This is a genomic window from Euzebya pacifica, from assembly GCF_003344865.1.
GTDB classification, from domain to species: Bacteria; Actinomycetota; Nitriliruptoria; order Euzebyales; family Euzebyaceae; genus Euzebya; species Euzebya pacifica.
Genome location: NZ_CP031165.1, coordinates 4,881,627 through 4,897,659 on the forward strand (window position 1 = coordinate 4,881,627; position 16,033 = coordinate 4,897,659).

At 71.3% G+C, this 16,033-nt stretch carries 11 protein-coding genes; 4 read left to right on the forward strand and 7 right to left on the reverse strand.

What is annotated here, in order from left to right:
• Window positions 1–12 precede the first annotated feature (12 nt).
• Window positions 13–1,350 carry an NADP-specific glutamate dehydrogenase gene (gene gdhA / locus DVS28_RS21025; RefSeq protein WP_114593213.1) on the reverse strand — a complete coding sequence of 446 codons (1,338 nt, stop codon included), beginning with the start codon at window positions 1,348–1,350 and terminating at the stop codon, window positions 13–15.
• A 263-nt stretch (window positions 1,351–1,613) separates the two neighbouring features.
• Between gdhA and DVS28_RS28635 the strand changes: the two genes are divergently transcribed.
• Genes DVS28_RS28635 through DVS28_RS21040 form a run of 3 tightly spaced genes read left to right on the forward strand, consistent with a single transcriptional unit; the run spans window position 1,614 to window position 4,438 of the window.
• Complete coding sequence (locus DVS28_RS28635; RefSeq protein ID WP_164709724.1) at window positions 1,614–2,171, forward strand: hypothetical protein; 558 nt, start codon at window positions 1,614–1,616, stop codon at window positions 2,169–2,171.
• Between the two features lie 47 nt (window positions 2,172–2,218).
• The gene (locus DVS28_RS21035) at window positions 2,219–3,589 is read left to right on the forward strand and encodes a YHYH protein (protein WP_114593215.1); all 1,371 of its coding nucleotides are present in this window, start codon (window positions 2,219–2,221) and stop codon (window positions 3,587–3,589) included.
• 57 nt (window positions 3,590–3,646) lie between these two features.
• A complete protein-coding gene (locus DVS28_RS21040; RefSeq protein WP_114593216.1) occupies window positions 3,647–4,438 on the forward strand; it encodes a M90 family metallopeptidase in 792 nt (263 codons plus the stop codon).
• Here DVS28_RS21040 and DVS28_RS21045 read toward each other — a convergent pair.
• From DVS28_RS21045 to DVS28_RS21055, 3 genes are all read right to left on the reverse strand, one after another.
• Entirely contained in the window at window positions 4,407–4,736 is a 330-nt protein-coding gene (locus DVS28_RS21045; RefSeq protein ID WP_114594323.1) for a DUF3140 domain-containing protein, read from the reverse strand. The two genes, DVS28_RS21040 and DVS28_RS21045, sit on opposite strands and share 32 nt — an antisense overlap.
• Window positions 4,737–4,889: 153 nt before the next feature.
• Window positions 4,890–6,128: a cation:proton antiporter gene (locus DVS28_RS21050; RefSeq protein ID WP_114593217.1), complete on the reverse strand. Its 1,239-nt coding sequence runs from the start codon at window positions 6,126–6,128 to the stop codon at window positions 4,890–4,892.
• Window positions 6,125–6,604: a cation:proton antiporter regulatory subunit gene (locus DVS28_RS21055; protein WP_114593218.1), complete on the reverse strand. Its 480-nt coding sequence runs from the start codon at window positions 6,602–6,604 to the stop codon at window positions 6,125–6,127. The genes DVS28_RS21050 and DVS28_RS21055 overlap by 4 nt, the downstream gene beginning before the upstream one ends.
• Window positions 6,605–6,739: 135 nt before the next feature.
• Between DVS28_RS21055 and add the strand changes: the two genes are divergently transcribed.
• Window positions 6,740–7,771 (forward strand): adenosine deaminase, encoded by a 1,032-nt coding sequence (gene add, locus DVS28_RS21060; RefSeq protein ID WP_164710853.1) that lies wholly within the window; start codon window positions 6,740–6,742, stop codon window positions 7,769–7,771.
• Between the two features lie 36 nt (window positions 7,772–7,807).
• Here add and DVS28_RS21065 read toward each other — a convergent pair whose 3' ends face one another.
• Genes DVS28_RS21065 through DVS28_RS21075 form a run of 3 tightly spaced genes read right to left on the reverse strand, consistent with a single transcriptional unit; the run spans window position 7,808 to window position 15,962 of the window.
• The gene (locus DVS28_RS21065; RefSeq protein ID WP_114593220.1) at window positions 7,808–8,257 is read right to left on the reverse strand and encodes a limonene-1,2-epoxide hydrolase family protein; all 450 of its coding nucleotides are present in this window, start codon (window positions 8,255–8,257) and stop codon (window positions 7,808–7,810) included.
• Window positions 8,235–9,719, reverse strand: coding sequence for an alpha/beta hydrolase (locus DVS28_RS21070; protein WP_114593221.1), 1,485 nt, complete (start codon window positions 9,717–9,719; stop codon window positions 8,235–8,237). The genes DVS28_RS21065 and DVS28_RS21070 overlap by 23 nt, the downstream gene beginning before the upstream one ends.
• Before the next feature lie 51 nt (window positions 9,720–9,770).
• A complete protein-coding gene (locus DVS28_RS21075) occupies window positions 9,771–15,962 on the reverse strand; it encodes an Ig-like domain-containing alpha-2-macroglobulin family protein (RefSeq protein WP_114593222.1) in 6,192 nt (2,063 codons plus the stop codon).
• Window positions 15,963–16,033: the final 71 nt, after the last annotated feature.

The window sequence follows — 16,033 nt, forward strand, 5'->3', positions numbered from 1 at the left end:
GGCCGGGAGGGGTCAGATCAGGCCGAGGGAGACCATGGCGCCGGCCACCCGCTGGAAGCCCGCGATGTTGGAGCCCGCCACGTAGTTGCCGGGCATGCCGTACTCCTCGGCGGTGGCGAAGCACAGCTCGTGGATGTCGGCCATGATCTCGGCCAGCCGTTGCTCGGTCCGACGGAAGGTCCAGCGGTCACGACTGGCGTTCTGCTGCATCTCCAGCGCCGAGGTGGCCACGCCACCGGCGTTGGCGGCCTTGCCCGGTCCGAAGGCGACTCCCGCGTCGAGGAACACCTCCACACCTTCGGGGGTGGTGGGCATGTTGGCGCCTTCGGCCACGGCCACGACGCCGTTGGCGACCAGGGTGGCCGCGTCCCTGCCGGTCAGCTCGTTCTGGGTCGCACAGGGCATCGCGACCTGGCAGGGGATGTCCCAGATGTTGCCGCCCCGCACGTAGGTGGCGTTCGGCCGTTGTTCGGCGTAGTCACGGATGCGGCCCCGCTGGACCTCCTTGACCTGCTTGAGCAGCTCGAGGTCGATGCCCTTGGGGTCGTGCACGTACCCGTCGGAGTCCGAGCACCCCACCACGCGCCCACCGAGCTGATGGACCTTCTCGATGGCGTAGATGGCCACGTTGCCCGACCCCGACACCACGACGGTGCGACCGTCGAGGCTGTCGTCGCGGACCTTCAGCATCTCGTCGACGAAGAACGCCGTGCCGTAGCCGGTCGCCTCGGTCCGCACCAGGGCCCCGCCCCAGACGATGCCCTTGCCGGTCAGCACCCCTGACTCGTAGCGGTTGGTGATGCGCTTGTACTGTCCGAAGAGGTAGCCGATCTCACGCTGCCCCACGCCGATGTCGCCTGCTGGGACGTCGGTGTACTCCCCGATGTGGCGGTAGAGCTCGGTCATGAACGACTGGCAGAACCGCATGATCTCGTCGTCGGACCGTCCCCGCGGGTTGAAGTCCGATCCGCCCTTGCCACCACCGATGGGCAGCTCGGTCAGGGCGTTCTTGAAGATCTGCTCGAAGCCGAGGAACTTGACGATCCCGAGGTTGACCGAGGGGTGGAACCGCAACCCGCCCTTGTAGGGGCCGAGGGCGGAGTTGAACTCGACCCGGAAGCCACGCTGGATGTGCACCTCACCCCGGTCGTCCTGCCACGGGACCCGGAAGATGATCTGCCGTTCGGGCTCGCAGATGCGCTGGATGATCTTGTGCTCGGCGAAGTCCGGGTGCTTGGCGAGTACGGGACCGATGGAGGTCAGCACCTCGCGGGCGGCCTGGTGGAACTCCAGCTCACCGGGGTTCCGGTGGATGACCTCGTCGTAGAACGGCTCGACCTTCTCGTCCATCGCGCACACATCGCTTTCCTTCGTCGGCAAGCAGTCCCGAACACTGGCGGTCAGGCGACGGTGGCTGACGGTGCCGATCCGGACTCGGCGCACGAGCCTAACCCCAAGTCGAACTGAGTCAGAATCAGCTGAGCAAGACCAACGCGAGCCTTCGTTGTGTGTGCGCTGTAGGGCGGCTGTGGGGCGGCTGTGCCGAAGCCGAGAGTTCGCCCAGAGAAGGCCTGTTCCCCTCACCGATGGCGTCGCGCCGTCGAGGGGACAGCATGAACATCACCAGCACCCAGTCCGCGTTCGCCAGCCAGCCGAGCAGTCCTCCACCACGGGGTGGCGGTCCGTTCGAGGACGTTTCCTCGCTGTTCGGGATGTCCGCCATGGAGGTCGGTGAGAAGGTCCGTTCCGGCAGCAGCCTGGAAACCATCGCCGACGAGCTCGGCGTGGCCCGCGAGGACCTCTACGCGGCGCTCGAGGCCGGCGCCCCCGAGGAGCTGCAGGGCTCGGCGGACCTCGAGTCGATCGTGGCGGAGATCGCGTCGCACAGCGGCCCGGGCATGCCCGGTGGCCCCGGTGGCGGCGGCCCGGGTGGTGTCCGTGGACCCGGTGGCCCGCCGCCGCCCTCCGGCGTCCTCGGCGAGGCACTGACCAGCGGGCAGAGCCAGGCCATCGACCTGCTGAGCAACCTGATGGACATCTCCACCGACGAGCTGACCGAGGAGCTACGGGCCGGCACCGACCTGGGCGCGCTGCTCGAGCGCCACGACGTCGACCTCAAGGAGCTCGCCGGGGCGTTGGAGACAGGCTTCCTGTTCGACGCGAGGGCCTGAAAGGCTTCACAGGCACTCCACAGGTGGGCGGGCCATGATTCCTCGGCATGTGCACCCCATCGCCAGGAACCGTTCGGACGCTCGTCGTCCTCGCGGCGCTCGCCCTCATCGCGTCAGCCTGTGCTGACACCGCGGACGAGACGGTCGTCGATCAGGCCCGGGCGGAGGACACCGCCGCGGCCGACCCAACCGAAGCCAGCGATCAGGCCACCAGCGACCAGGCCACCACCGATCAGGCCACCACCGACCTGAGCGCGGTGTGGATCCTCGACGAAGGCGAGACGTCGGCGATCGTCGACGCCGGGTCGGCCGTCAACGTGCAGGACGTCGCCATCGAGACCGTCGACGGGGTCGAGTACCTGCGTGTGGTCGCCACCGGCCTGCCCGACTACACCTCCACCATCGACGCCGACCAGCTCGAGTTCCTGTCGAGTCGCCCCAACGCCGACACCGACTTCGACGACGGGGCACCCGCCGTCGAGGTGGGCGACACCGTGACCTGGGGCGCCGACATCGGCTATGTCAACGACCAGTGCGCCGAGGGCGCGGGCCAGGGGTACTGGCCGCCGGGCCCGGGCTGTCCCACCACCCAGGCAACCGAGGCGTACTTCCCCCTGTCGCCGACCATGGCCGCTGAGGGCGAAGAGGCCGAGACGGGCCTCGGCAAGCTCGGCCTGTGGGTCAACGGCGTGTCCATCTACGGCTGGGGCGACGGCATGTCCTACGAGAACGGTGGGGTCTGGCAGAACCTCGCCCCTTCCTTCGAGGTGTACGACCTCGACGTCTGCGATGGCCACGCCGCCAACGGCGACTACCACCACCACAACGATGCCGACTGCCTCGCCGAGCAGATCGGCGACACCGGCGACGGCCACTCGCCCGTCTACGGCATCGCTGCCGACGGCTACCCCGTGTACGGCCCATGGGTCGCCGAGGGCGTCCTGGCCCGCAGCTCGTGGAGCATCCGCGACTACAACGACGCCGACTCGGCCACCGGCTGCGGAGAAGCCGGCGCCCGTACGTGCCTGATGATCGACCGCCTCGACCCGTCCGCCGGCACCGAGACCGCCTCGCAGGAGGGACCGCGCGCCAGCGACATCGTCTCCACTCTGAGCGGCAACATCATCCAGGCCGTCCCGGGCGTGTACTTCGAGGACTACTACTTCGACGCCTCGCTGGACGACGGCACGTTGCAGGCGCTCGACGAGCACAACGGCCACGACCACGACGACCTCGGCTACCACTACCACGTGACGCTCGAAGCCGATGCAGACGGCCACACGACCAACGTCTTCCCGTACTTCTTCGGCGAGACCTTCGCGGGTGTGCTGGACGACAACGCCGTCGCGCAGGCCGGTGCTGCAGGCGGCCCCGGTGACGGTGGTCCCCCGGGCGACGGTCCGCCGCCGGGCGGGTAGCCCCCGGAACGCCACGGCCCGAACCGATGGGGTGCGGGCGATGACAGACTGGCCGGGATGATCCGCCACCGAGGACCTCGCGCACTGGCCGTCGACGAGGTGGCGGCGGTCGAACGGGCCTTCCCCGGCCGAGCCCGCCTCGACGTCGACCACCGCACCCGCTACGACGCCGCCGTCACCGACCTGCTGGATCGCTGTGGCTGGGAGGCCTCGGCTGGGTTCGAGCTGACCGACGACATGCGCCTGACCATCGCCGCCCGCGCGGCGATCCTCGCCATCGGGTTCGACGAGACGCCGCTGGGGGCGGTGCGCACCATCGTCGTCCACCCGTCCACGATCATGCTCTCCTCGGTTCGTCGCGGCGCGATCCCCGGGACGGTGTCGGATGGCCCGATGCCCGTTGCCGGCCACACCGCCGCCCGGGGACCGGTGTTCCTCGCGTGGAACCAGGTGGCGGGCGACCGTCGCCATCCGCGGCGACACCGCGACGTCGTCCTCCACGAGTTCGCCCACCAGCTGGACTTCCTCGACGGGGCCGGCGACGGCACGCCGCCGCTGGAGGGTGACCGCCGTCGACGGTGGATCACGATCTGCCAGATGGAGCTCGACGCCCTGCGGCGGGGAAACGGCAGCGCGTTGCTGCGGTCCTACGCAGCGACCAACCCCAGCGAGTTCTTCGCGGTGGCCACCGAGGTGTTCCTCACCAACGGCGCAGCGCTGCGCGACGACCGGCCGCTGCTGCATGCGGTGCTGGCCGACTACTACAACGTCGACCCCGCTGACTGGGCCGGCGAGGAGATCCCGCCCAGCTCGACGCTCACTTCAGCGGATCGTGACCCCAGTTCATGAGCGAGTAGCGCCAGCGAGTGTCCTCGACGTCGCCGTCGGGTTGTTGCGCGAGGTGACGGGCGACGTAGCCGTTGACCTTCCGCATGTGGTCGAAGTCGTCGTCGCCCAGGTCGGCCTTGTCGGTCCGCTTGATCTCCACGATCCGACGGCCGGACTGGTGCCCGGTGGACTCACCGTCGTCGGTGTCGCCCACGGACTTCGACTCCTCGGTCTCCAGCCACTCCTCCAGCTCCTGCGGCTGCATGTTGACGGTGTCGTGGAACTCCTCGATGAGGGCTTCGGTGTCGTCGTCGTACATCGTCATGGGGGTCCTCCGGGGACTGGGGCCGCGATCCCGGTCGATCAGTCCGGGTCGATCAGAGGAACGATTGCCCGTGGCCGGAGCCGGCAACCGCAGAGTGCCGCGTCCACCGTCACATGGACTGCGGTCGCAGTGCATCCGTGGCGGCGGTCAGGCATCGGTGGGCGCCAGCGCCTGCTCCCGCGCTGGACGTTGTCCGGCCGCTGGGCGTCGGCGGAAGACGAGGTCGTGCAGCGTGTCGGCGTTCTTGGCGAGCACGGGTCCTGCGACCGCGGTGAGCAGCACGTAGGCCGCGGCGATGATGCCCAGGTCTGCACCGTCGGCCAGGCCCACGCCGAGCGAGGCGATGACGATGGAGAACTCGCCGCGGGCGATCAGCGCCGCCCCGGCGCGGACACGTCCTCGTGTGCTGGCCCCGATCCGCTTGGCCGCCACCCATCCGGTGACCATCTTCCCGGCCCCGGTCACCAGCAGCAGGAGGGCGGCCGGCACCATCGCGGCCGGTAGGTCGCCCGGGTCGATCTGGAAGGCGAAGAAGAGGAAGAACATCGCCGCGAACAGGTCACGCAACGGCTCGATGAGCTCGCTGGCCCGCTCCTGCACCGGCCCGGACAGCGCAAGCCCGACGAGGAACGCGCCGATCGCCGCGGAGATCTGCAGCTGCTGGGCCAGGCCACCGACGACGAGGGTCAGGCCGAACACCGCCAGCAGCAGGGCCTCGTTGTTGCCCCGGTCCAGCCGCACGCTCATCAGGTGGCCGTAGGACATCGCAACCCAGAGCACGACGGCGACCGTGACGAGCGCGATGGCGACGGTGGTCGCCGTGGACATCATGTCCTCGCCGGCCACGACGGCGGCCACGATCGGCAGGTAGACCGCCATCGCGAGGTCCTCGATGACCAGCAGGTTGAGGATCGACGGCGTCTCGCGATAGCCCAGCCGGTCCAGGTCGCTGAGCACCTTGGAGATGACGCCGGAGGAGCTGATCCACGTGACGCCGCCGAGCAGCACGGCTGCCGGAATCGACCAGCCGAGCAGGAGGCCGGCGACCAGGCCCGGCCCGAAGCCGAGCAGCGCGTCGATGGCCCCGGGCACGCCCCCGCCACGCAGTCCCGAGCGCAGCTCGTCGGAGCTGTACTCCAGCCCCAGCGTCAGCAGGAGCATGAGGACGCCGATCTCGGCACCGAGCTCCACGAAGCCCTCCGCCACGCCGATGTCGGCGATCCCGCCCTCCCCCAGGCCGAGGCCGGCCAGCAGGTAGAACGGCACGGCGGTGATGCCGAGCTTGGACGCCACACGGGCGAGGAAGGCGAGGACGAGGGCCAGCAGGCCGATCTCGACGAAGGCCTGCGCCACGTCGGCGCCGACCGCTGCAACGACGGGGGTCACGACAGGAGGTCGCGTACCTGCCGGACGCCGTCCGGTGTGCCGACGGCGACGGCCATGTCCCCGACGGCGAAGGCGAAGTCCGGTTCGGGCGAGGGAATCGTCTGCTCGCCCCGGACGACGGCCACGATCGAGACGCCGGTACGCGTCCGGACCTGCTGGTCCCCGATGGTGCGGCCCACCGACGACGACCCCTTGGCGATACGGAGCCACGCGATGGTCAGGCCCTGGATGTCCTGCTCGATGGCGGTCGCGACCTGGCTGACGGTGGAACCGCCCATGAGCTCCCCGAGGGCACGGGTCTCGTCGGCGGTCATGTGCAGCACCGTGCGGCAGCGGTCGGGGTCGTCGGCGTCGTAGACCAGCAGCTCCTTCCACCCGCCACGGTGGGCGATGACGCCGACCTGTTCCCCGGCCTCGGTGTCGAACTCGTACCGGACGCCGACGCCCGGCAGGGTGACCTCGCGGATGTTGGGCATCTGCTCTGCTCCTCGCGCCCTGGGGCGCCAATCGATGTGGACGTCGTGAACGTCGTGGCCGGCCACGGTGTTCCCACGGCCGACCGGCCCGAACACGCGCCGCGGCGGTGTTGCCCACGACCCTACGATCCGAACATGACCAGCAGCCAGTCCCCCACCCGTCCGTTCCCGCTCGAGGAGGTGCGTGCGCTGCCGAAGGCCGAGCTGCACGTCCACCTCGAGGGCACCGTCGACCCAGCGACGCTCCTCGACCTGGCCGCCCGACACGGTGCCGAGCCGCCTGCAGACACCGTGGAGGGGGTGCAGGACTGGTACCGGTTCGATGGCTTCCCGATGTTCCTCGAGCGGTACTTCGCGGTGCTCGAGCTGCTCCGCGACCCCGAGGACTTCGCCACCATCGCCGAGCGCTATCTCGACACGGCCCATGCCCAGGGTGTGGTCCACGTCGAGCTGCACGTCTCGGCGACCGGGCACATCGCCGAGGGCGGCAAGGCGTGGGCGCCGATCCACGACGGCATCGTCGAGGGATGCCAGCGGGCCGCAGACCGGACAGGGATCTCGTGGGGACTGATCCCCGACATGTCCCCGCACCTGGGGGCCGCCGTGTGCGCCGACGCGATGGAGGAGGTGTTCGCCCACGACCTGACCCACCTCCTGGCGGTCGGCATGGGCGGGCCGACCGACACGTGGCGGACCGACGACTTCTCGCCGATCTTCCGCCGAGCCGAGTCCCTGGGCATCCCCGCGGTGTCCCATGCCGCCGAGCACGGCAGCGCCTGGGAGATCCGACACGCCGTGGAGCAGTTCGGCGCTCGCCGGATCCAGCACGGGATCGGGGTGATGGCCGATCCCGACGTGGTGGCGTTGCTGGTCGAGCGCGGCATCCCCTGCGACGTGGCCCCCGGATCGAACCTTGCCCTGCACGCCGTCGACTCGCCCGAGGCCCACCCGTTGCGGCGCATGCTCGACGCCGGCATCGCCGTGACGCTGGGCAGCGACGACCCGCCGCTGTTCCAGACCACCCTGCTGGAGGAGTACCAGCGTGCGTGGGAGTGGTGCGACCTGGACATGGACGGGATGGCCGCGCTGGCCCGCAGCTCCATCGAGCACAGCTTGGCGAGCGATGCGGACAAGTCGACGTGGTTGGGTGGTCTCGCCGGGGCCTGATCGGCCCGCCTCCGAGGACAGCGACGTCGTGGCGATTCAGGCTCGCCGTCCCCCGAGCATCCGTACCGGGGCCAGCAGCAGACCGCGAACGATGGCGACGGTCAGGTCGGCGGTGTCGAACCGGTCGCGCCAGACCGTGATCCGGCCGTCGCGGACCTCGAAGGTGCCGCACACCCAGAACCCGACCCGGACCGGCCCGTTGACGAACGTGTCGATCCGCTCGGTCAGCACGGTGTCCCCGTCCGCGGCGATGGCGAGCATCTCGACCTCGAACCCCTTGGCCAGCACCAGGAACGAGCGAAGCACCGCGACCGTGGCGCGCGGACCCCGCACCGCCGGGAACGGCACGTTCCGGTAGCTGATGTCGGGGGCCATCAGCGCGCTGGCGGCATCGACGTCGAGCGCCTGCAGGGCGTCGAGGAAGGCCACAACAACGTCGTGGGAGGTTCGCGACGTCGTGGGATCAGGAGCGGGTTCGGCGTCCACCGGCGGGGAGCCTACGCCATCGATCCAGACCGGGTGCGGGTCGCGGTGCGGACCGACACCGCGCTGGCCTTACCGGGGTTCGGAGACGACGACGCCGGGGGGGTGGATCGGTCAGCAGGTCGACCCGTCCCGACCCGGTGCCGAGCATCCATGCCAGGCCGGCGGAGGTGATGGCCTCGGTCAACCGGTGGGTCTCGGCGGGGTCACGCGCACCCGACAGGCCGAGCTGTGAGGACAGCGGGGTGAGGAGGGGAAGGACGGTGACGTCACGGTGCAGGGTCCCGGGGATCGCCAGCCCCACCGCCCGGTCGGTCGCTGCATGCACGTCGACCAGCACGGCGTCGTTGTCGTCGCCCACCCACGGCTCGCTGCGCAGCGACACCAGCGGCACGTCGAGGCCGGCCCGCCGGACCTCCGGGGGCAGCGGCTCCACCCACGGGTCGTGGCCGATCACGCCATCGCAGACCGGAACGCCCAGCTCGGCGCAGGCCCATATGGCCGCCCCGCCGCCGGTGGAGTGGCCCTGGATGACCAACCGGTCCAGGTCCGCGGCGGCCAGCACATCGGCGCCCGCACCCTCCCCGGAGGGCCCACCGCCAGCGGCCAGGTCGGCCACGAGCGCCAGGACGTCGTCGCGGAACAGCCGCTCCAGCTCGGTCGAGGCTCGGTCGTACACGTCGTAGGGTGCACCGTCGGGCAGCAGGTCGGGGTCGATGCCGATGATCTCGCCGCCGTCGACTGGCTGGCTGGCCAGCGCCCCGTAGGCGTGGTCCATGGCGATGACGAGATGCCCGTCGGCAGCGAGCGACTCCAGCAGCTGGGCCTGTGCGGCGCGAAACCCTCCCCAGCCATGGATCGACACCACGACCGGCAACGGCTGGGTGGGCAGCGGCTCGTCGACGATCGCGGCGGTCCGGGCCAGCCCGAGGTGCCGCAGCAGCAGCGGGGGAAGCCCGAGGAACCCGCCGGCGACATCCGCGAACTCGGCCGGCCTGCGGGTGACGGGGTTGCGCGGACCATCGGTCGCCTCGGTCGGGTACCAGACCTGCACCGGCAGCGCCCGGGGGACGCCGGCCGGTCCGGACGGGTGGGTCCGGGAGTCGTCGAGCAGGGTGTAGCTGGTCGTCCCGACACCGGTCGGCGCCGACAGCGAGAGGACGGGGAGGGCCGTCCCGGCCACGAGGGTCACGAGGGCGAGCGGCACCGCGATCGCCGCGAGCGCCCCCGACCCGCGGTCCGCCTCGGCCCCGCCGCCCCTGGCCGACCGGATCGCGTTGGTCGACAGCAGGACCGCTGCCGCCACGTACGCCGGGACGTACTGCCAGCGGGCCGCCGCGAGGGCCTGCAGTCCCAGGAGGCCGACGGCGCTCACGGCGGCCGGAAGCGCCAACCGGGGCCAGCGCCACCCGACCACCGCGGCGAGCAGGACACCTCCGAGCGCGGTTGTGTCGAGGGGCGTCATCGGCCCGAGACTACGGCCGACCGCACGCGCTGATGACGGTCCGCCGCCCGGTCACCCCTCGACCACGACGGTGTCGGTGCCGGTGCGGCCGAACACCTCCGGGGTGTAGATCTCCTCCGCGGTTGCCGGGGGGACCACGAAGGTGCCGGGCGTGGTCGCCCGGGCGATGTAGTCCCACGTGTAGGTGCCTGCGGGCAGGTAGCCGCTGAACGCCTCGGCACGGTCGTCGCGGAAGTTCTGGTGGTCGAACCAGGTCGGATACCAGCCGATGTCGAACCCACGACCGTCGAAGCCGAACAGGTCACAGCAGGGGACGCCGGGCGTCGGGAACGGCGTCGGCTCGACCGGGTCCGGCGGCAGGGCCGGCGAGGCGGCCAGCGCCGGGTTCACGATCTCCAGGCCAGCCGGCAGCGGGTCGACCAGCGCCATGTTGACCCGGCGGCTGTCGGCCACCATGGTCAGCCGCACCCGGACCTCGGCCCCCGCACGGATGCGCCACCGCCCGTCGTCGCCACGGACGACGTCGGACGGATCGCCCACGGCCTCGTAGACGCGCTCGACGACGAAGCCCTCGTCACGGGGGTCCAGCTGCAGATCGTCCGGCGCGGTGTGCAGGCCCAACCGGTAGTACAACCGTCCCTCGCCGTCCTTGGACAACACGATGGCCGGATCCTCTCGGTCCAGCAGCTCGGCGGTGGGCACGACCGTCAGGGTCGAGTCGGTCGAGCGGCCCACGTAGGTGTGCTCGGCGGCGTACAGGTCGCCCAGCCAGACCCGGGCGACGAAGTCGGGGGTGGTGGCCTCGAAGGTGTCGAAGTACCGCTTGAGGGCGAGCAGGACGAAGGCGTTCTCCTGCACGTTGTCCCAGCGACCCTGCTTCTGGTTGGCGATCAGGCCGTTGACGATCTTCGGGATCAGGTCGCTGTCGGGCTGCTGGTCGATGAAGGCGTCCAGGACGATCCCGTCGGTGCGGCGGTCCGAGCCGAGCACCAGGTAGGCGTCCTCGCCGTAGCCCGTGGTGAAGGTGGCCGCCGACGGGGTCTCGGTGACCTGGTTGGCGAAGGTCCGCCCGATCTCCTCGCGGATGCCGGCGTCGTCGATGACGGGCCACAGCCAGGCGATGGCGTCCAGCGGCAGGGTGTCGTCGTCACCGGTCGCGTCCTCCAGCGCCCCGTACACCTCCGCCGCACGGCCCGGGTCTCGGTCGCCGGCGAGGTCACGGACGTGGACGGCGTAGGCACGGATGGTCTGCCGGGCCGTCTCGCTCCAGTCGGGGTCGATGATGGCCTCGATGCTCCGCAGCCGTTCGAGCGCCCGGTCCAGCGTGCCGGCGGGGACGTCGTAGCCGGCGTCGCGTGCCGCGACGAGCGCGTGGGTGGCCTGGACGGTGTGGTACGGCTCGGTCTGGCGGTTGCGCTGCCAGACGGGCCACCCGCCGTCGTCGTTCTGCAGCCCGACGAGCCCGGCGATGTCGCCGGTGACGGTCTCCTCGATCTCGGCGGCCGGGGGCAGCTGCTCGGCCTCGAAGGCCTCGAGCACGTCCCGCAGGGCAGCGATGGCAAGGATGCGGGAGGCGAACGCGTCGGAGGAGTCGTAGGGGTACTCCGCCAGGTACAGCACCGCGTCGGTCAGGGCCTGCAGGGCGGTGGAGGACGTGGTGACCTCCAGCCCGCCGAACTGCGGGACGACGCCCTCCGGGGTGAGGAGGGGTTGGGCGACGGCGCCGTCGTCGATGACGCCGTAGGTGGCGAAGGACTCCGAGGTGGTCGGGGTGTAGACGGGCAACGACACGGTGGCGGAGTCGGCCGCGTCGTCGCTGCTGCTGACCGCGGTGGCACGGAAGCGGGCGGTGCCGGCGTCGGCGGCGGTGACGGGGAAGCGGACCTCGACGCGGTTGCCCGCGGGGACGGTGACGGTGGTGCCGGTCCGGGTCTCGTCGGGGCCCTCGACGGCCAGGTTGGCGGTCTCCAGGACCACGTCGGCGGTCAGGTCGGTGTCGGTCTGGTTCTGCAGGACGACCGGCAGCTCGAAGGCGTCACCGAAGTTGGCGAACCGGGGGGCGGAGGGGCGGACCTGCAGCGGCAGCCGGGCGGTCAGGGACGAATCGCCCTTGCCGAACCGGTCGGCCCCCGACGCGGCGACGGCGATGACGCGGTAGCGGGTCAGGTTGTCGGGCAGGTCGACGTCGACCGTGGCCCGGCCGGCGGCGTCGGTGACGACCGAGGGGGCCCACACGGCCAGGGCGTCGAAGTCCGATCGCACCTCGATCGGCGTGGCCGCTTCGCCTGCGGACTGTCGGCCGGCGTCGGTGTCGGCGAGCGCGGCCACCGGAGCGGGTGCCGCCGATGCCGCGGTCGTCCCCTCGGCGGCGTCGTCGCTGGCCGACTCGTCCGTTGCCTCGTCCTCCGTGACCTCGAAGGAGGTGTCACCCCCGTCGGTACCTCCGCCGGCAGGGTTGAGGACGTCGGCACGGGACAGCAGGATCGTGCGGCGCAGGTACTCGCTGTCCAGCCAGCCGTACAGGGAGCTGTGGAAGACGTCGACGGGGTTGGTGGGGGCGTAGCCGATCAACGACAGGACGGCCTCGTCGACGACCACCACGGCCACGTCCGCACCGTCCACGGGGTTGCCTGCCGCGTCGGTGACGGTCACGTCCACTGCGGTCGTTGCACCGGGCAGGACCGCCGCGTTACGTGGGGTGGCCTCGACGGCCAGGGTCCGCGAGGTGGGCGGGACGGCGATGTCGATCGTGCCGGTGGCGTAGGCGGGCCGTGCGGGCAGGTCGGGGGCGGGCGATCCGTCGTCGAGGACACGTGGGGCGGCGCCGACGAGGTCGACCTGCACGGTGATGCCGGGGACCATGTCGTCGGTCAGGGGGATCTCGACCACGGCGCTGCCGTCGGTGACGGGGACCACTCGGGTGCTGTCGATGCCGTTGCGGCTGATGGTGACCAGGCCGGTGGCCGGGCCGAACGGTGCCGGCACCAGGATCTCCGCGGTGTCCCCGGCGACGTAGTCCTGCTGGGCCGGGATCAGGGTCAGCCGTTCCTGCTCGACCCGGCGGGTGGGGACGGCTTCGGCGCCGCTGACCCAGACCTCGTACTCCGTCAGGTTGGTGCCGCCGTCGGCGTCGGTGACGGTGCTGGAGATGCGGTAGCGGCCGCCGACCTCGGTGGCGAACTCGCAGCGCTGCGGATCGGCGGCGCTGGTCAGCTCGCAGGTCTGCGGGTCGACGGCGGTCTCGGTCAACGTGCCGTCGACCCACTCCTCCACCAGCCGTTCGGCGGTCACGACGACGGGTTCGCCGACGACGGCGTTGCCGTCGATGTCGGTCAGCACGGCGTCGATCCGGATGGGGTCGCCACGACGGACGAAGGCCCGGTCGCTGCGCACCCCGAGGTAGCGCTGGCCGGCATGGACCAGCAGGTCGGTGGTCGAGGCGAACGACTGGCGGTTGACGTCCTCGACCGCGGCGTTGGCCGACACGAGCGTCGGCTGGTCGGGAGCGTCGCCCTCGAGCTCGATCTCGAGGTAGTGCGCGCCGGCGGCGTCGGTCACACCGTCGAAGCGTTCGACGGTTTCCTCACCACCGGGGAAGCAGCAGATCTCGTCGGCGAAGCCCCGCTCGACGCCGATGTCACCCCCCTCGAATCCGCCGCCGAACCACCACGGGACGAACACCCCGAAGCTGAAGCCCTCCCAGCCCGGCGGGGCGTAGCTGGTGTCGCGGTGGCTGACGGTCCAGGTGACCGGGGCGTTGGGCAGCGCACCACCGGCGAAGTAGGTGGCCTCGGCGGCGACGGTGACCGGGTTGGTCACGACGTGCGGTGCAGGGCTCTCCGCGCGGGTGGCCACCTCGAACTCGGGCCGACGGAACTCCTCGATGCGCAGCGGGTGCTCGAAGTAGGTGTCCTGCAGGCCGGCGACCCCCGACAGCTGGAAGGCGATGGTGCCGTAGCCGAGGTTGGCCCCCTCGGGCAGGTCGACCGCCAGGTCGAACCCGCCCAGGGCGTCGGGGGCCAGCTGGCCGCTCGTGATCTCGGTGTACTGGCCGTCGAAGACCTGGTAGTCGATCGTGGCGCCGTCGCCGGGGATGGACAGGGACGCGTCGCCGGACAGCTGCACCCGACGGATCCAGCCCTTCAGGTTGACGGTCTCACCGGGCCGGTACAGCCCGCGGTCGTCCAGGACGTACCAGCGGGCGATGTCGTTGCGGGGCTGGGCCTGCCAGCGCTCCCGCCAGCCCGACCCGAGCAGGGCGGTACGGCCCTCGACGGTGGCGGTGATCGTCGGGTCGCCGGAGCTGTCCAGCGAGAACGTGGCCAGGCCGTCGGCGTCGGTGGTGGCGGTGGTGCCGTCATGGGCGACGTCGGCGCCGGCGATGGGGCTGCCGTCGCGCAGGTCGGTGGTCCACACGATCAGCCGCTCGCCGTCGGCGAGGGCGTCGATCCCGATGGTCGTGGCCTGCACCCAGACCAGCATCGGCAGGTTGTTCCAGTGCTCCTCGCTGCCGCTGGGGAAGCTGCGTGTCGGTTCGACGTACAGCAGCGCCTGTCCGCTGCCGTCGGGGAACGCCTCGGACAGGTCGACGATCGTCTCGACGGTCGTGCCGTCGTCGGCGCCGGTCTCGACGGTGCGGTCCAGCAGGACGGGGAAGTCGGGGACCGTGAGCTCGTCGCTCCAGCGGTCCAGGGCGGTGTAGCGGGACCAGTCGTCGGGGTCGACGTCGAGCGCAACGATCCGCAGGTCCTCGTGGCCGGCGCTGACCAGCGACACCGACGGCTGCTCGGCCAGCGGGTCGACGGTGATCATGTCGGTGTCGAACCGTCGGAGGAACGGCACCGGGTCGCCGACGTCGAACTCTCGGGTTTCCTCGCTGCCGAGCGTCTGGCCGCGGTCGTCACGCAGGGCCGCGGGCAGGGTGACCCGGTAGGTCGTGTCGGCCTCGGTCGCCCCCTGGACGATGATGACGTTGCCCTGCACGCCGATGGTGGCGCCCGGCAGCTCGGGGTCGACGGTGACCGTCGCCGGGTCGAACGCGGCGGCGTCCAGCGGGTTGGAGAACTCCACCCGCAGCGGCTGGCCCGGCCGGCATCCCTGCCCGTGGCCGCACTCGGTCCGGACGATCGTCAGCGGCGGGAACGTCCGGCCGGTGAAGCGCTGCTCCGTGGTCGTCGTGCGCGGGCCCTCGGCCGACGGCGTGCCCTCGCCGACGGTGATGGCGACCGGGGTGTCGGCAGGCAACGGCTCGGTCGGACGGAACGCCACCCACCGGCCGTCGAGGGCCTGGTCGACGACGGGGCGGACGGTGTCGTCGACCTCGACCTCCTCCGGTGTGGCCAGCCGGACGGCTCGGCCGCCGTCGGCGTCCAGGGTCAGGTGGTCCAGCACCGCGTCCGGGTCGACGATCTGGTCGAACACGACGACGAACACCGGGTCGAGGACGAGGCTGTCGTCCTGGGGCACGACGGCCTGCACGGTCGGGGCAGGCGTGGTGAAGGAGAAGGTGACGTCCTCGGCCAGGGCTCCGCCGGTCGGTGCGGTGGTGCCGGCCGGGACGGTGACGGTGTAGTCCGTCGCCATGGGCAGCCGGTCGATCTGACCGGGGGTGTGCTCGAACCGCAGCGTGCGCGTGCCGATCCAGCGCCAGCGGCCGTCGAGCTCGGGGGTGACGGTGACCGGGACGTCGGCGGCGTCGAGCTGCTCGAGGGTGGCCAGCGGCACCATCGGTTGGTTGAAGGTGATCGACAGGGACGGGGCGATGTCGACGTCGCCCTCGGGCTGGAACCGCACGACCTCCAGCGGGCCGGCCGGCACGTCGGGCGTCGGATCGTCACCGGCGCCGTCGGGCGGGAAGGTGGTTTCCACCGTCTGGCCGGCGATCGGCGGGGCCAGGGTCTCGGCGGGCCGGTTGAACGCCTCGCGGTCCCCCTCCTCCTCCCCGAAGGGCTCCAGCCGGTCGACGATCTGGTCGATCCGGCCCTCGTCCAGCGGCGTGCCGGCGACGACCTCGACCGGGTCGTCGGCCTGGGCGATCGACTGGCCCTGGCGCAGCCGAACCCGCAGGGGCTGCCTGTCCGCCTCGACCGCCGACGGCCCGGTGCCGTTGTCGGTCACTGGGTCACCCCCCTCGTCCTCGTCGTCACCGGCGACCGTGCAGAGGGTGGCGACCACCGCGAGGGCGACGAAGACCGACAGGTAGAGGGGCCACAGCCCACGGAGCCGGGTGGAGTTGGTCGACATGTCGAAGTGCCTCTGCGTCGTCTGTGCGGTCGATTCGACACCACGGATGGTGTCGTCGTTGCGAGGTACGA

Bases quoted from the DNA above. Each gene is read 5' to 3' on its own strand.
- gdhA (WP_114593213.1), bottom strand. From the start codon at position 1,350: ATGGACGAGAAGGTCGAGCCGTTCTACGACGAGGTCATCCACCGGAAC.
- DVS28_RS28635 (WP_164709724.1), top strand. From the start codon at position 1,614: ATGAACATCACCAGCACCCAGTCCGCGTTCGCCAGCCAGCCGAGCAGT.
- DVS28_RS21035 (WP_114593215.1), top strand. From the start codon at position 2,219: ATGTGCACCCCATCGCCAGGAACCGTTCGGACGCTCGTCGTCCTCGCG.
- DVS28_RS21040 (WP_114593216.1), top strand. From the start codon at position 3,647: ATGATCCGCCACCGAGGACCTCGCGCACTGGCCGTCGACGAGGTGGCG.
- DVS28_RS21045 (WP_114594323.1), bottom strand. From the start codon at position 4,736: ATGTACGACGACGACACCGAAGCCCTCATCGAGGAGTTCCACGACACC.
- DVS28_RS21055 (WP_114593218.1), bottom strand. From the start codon at position 6,604: ATGCCCAACATCCGCGAGGTCACCCTGCCGGGCGTCGGCGTCCGGTAC.
- add (WP_164710853.1), top strand. From the start codon at position 6,740: ATGACCAGCAGCCAGTCCCCCACCCGTCCGTTCCCGCTCGAGGAGGTG.
- DVS28_RS21070 (WP_114593221.1), bottom strand. From the start codon at position 9,719: ATGACGCCCCTCGACACAACCGCGCTCGGAGGTGTCCTGCTCGCCGCG.
- DVS28_RS21075 (WP_114593222.1), bottom strand. From the start codon at position 15,962: ATGTCGACCAACTCCACCCGGCTCCGTGGGCTGTGGCCCCTCTACCTG.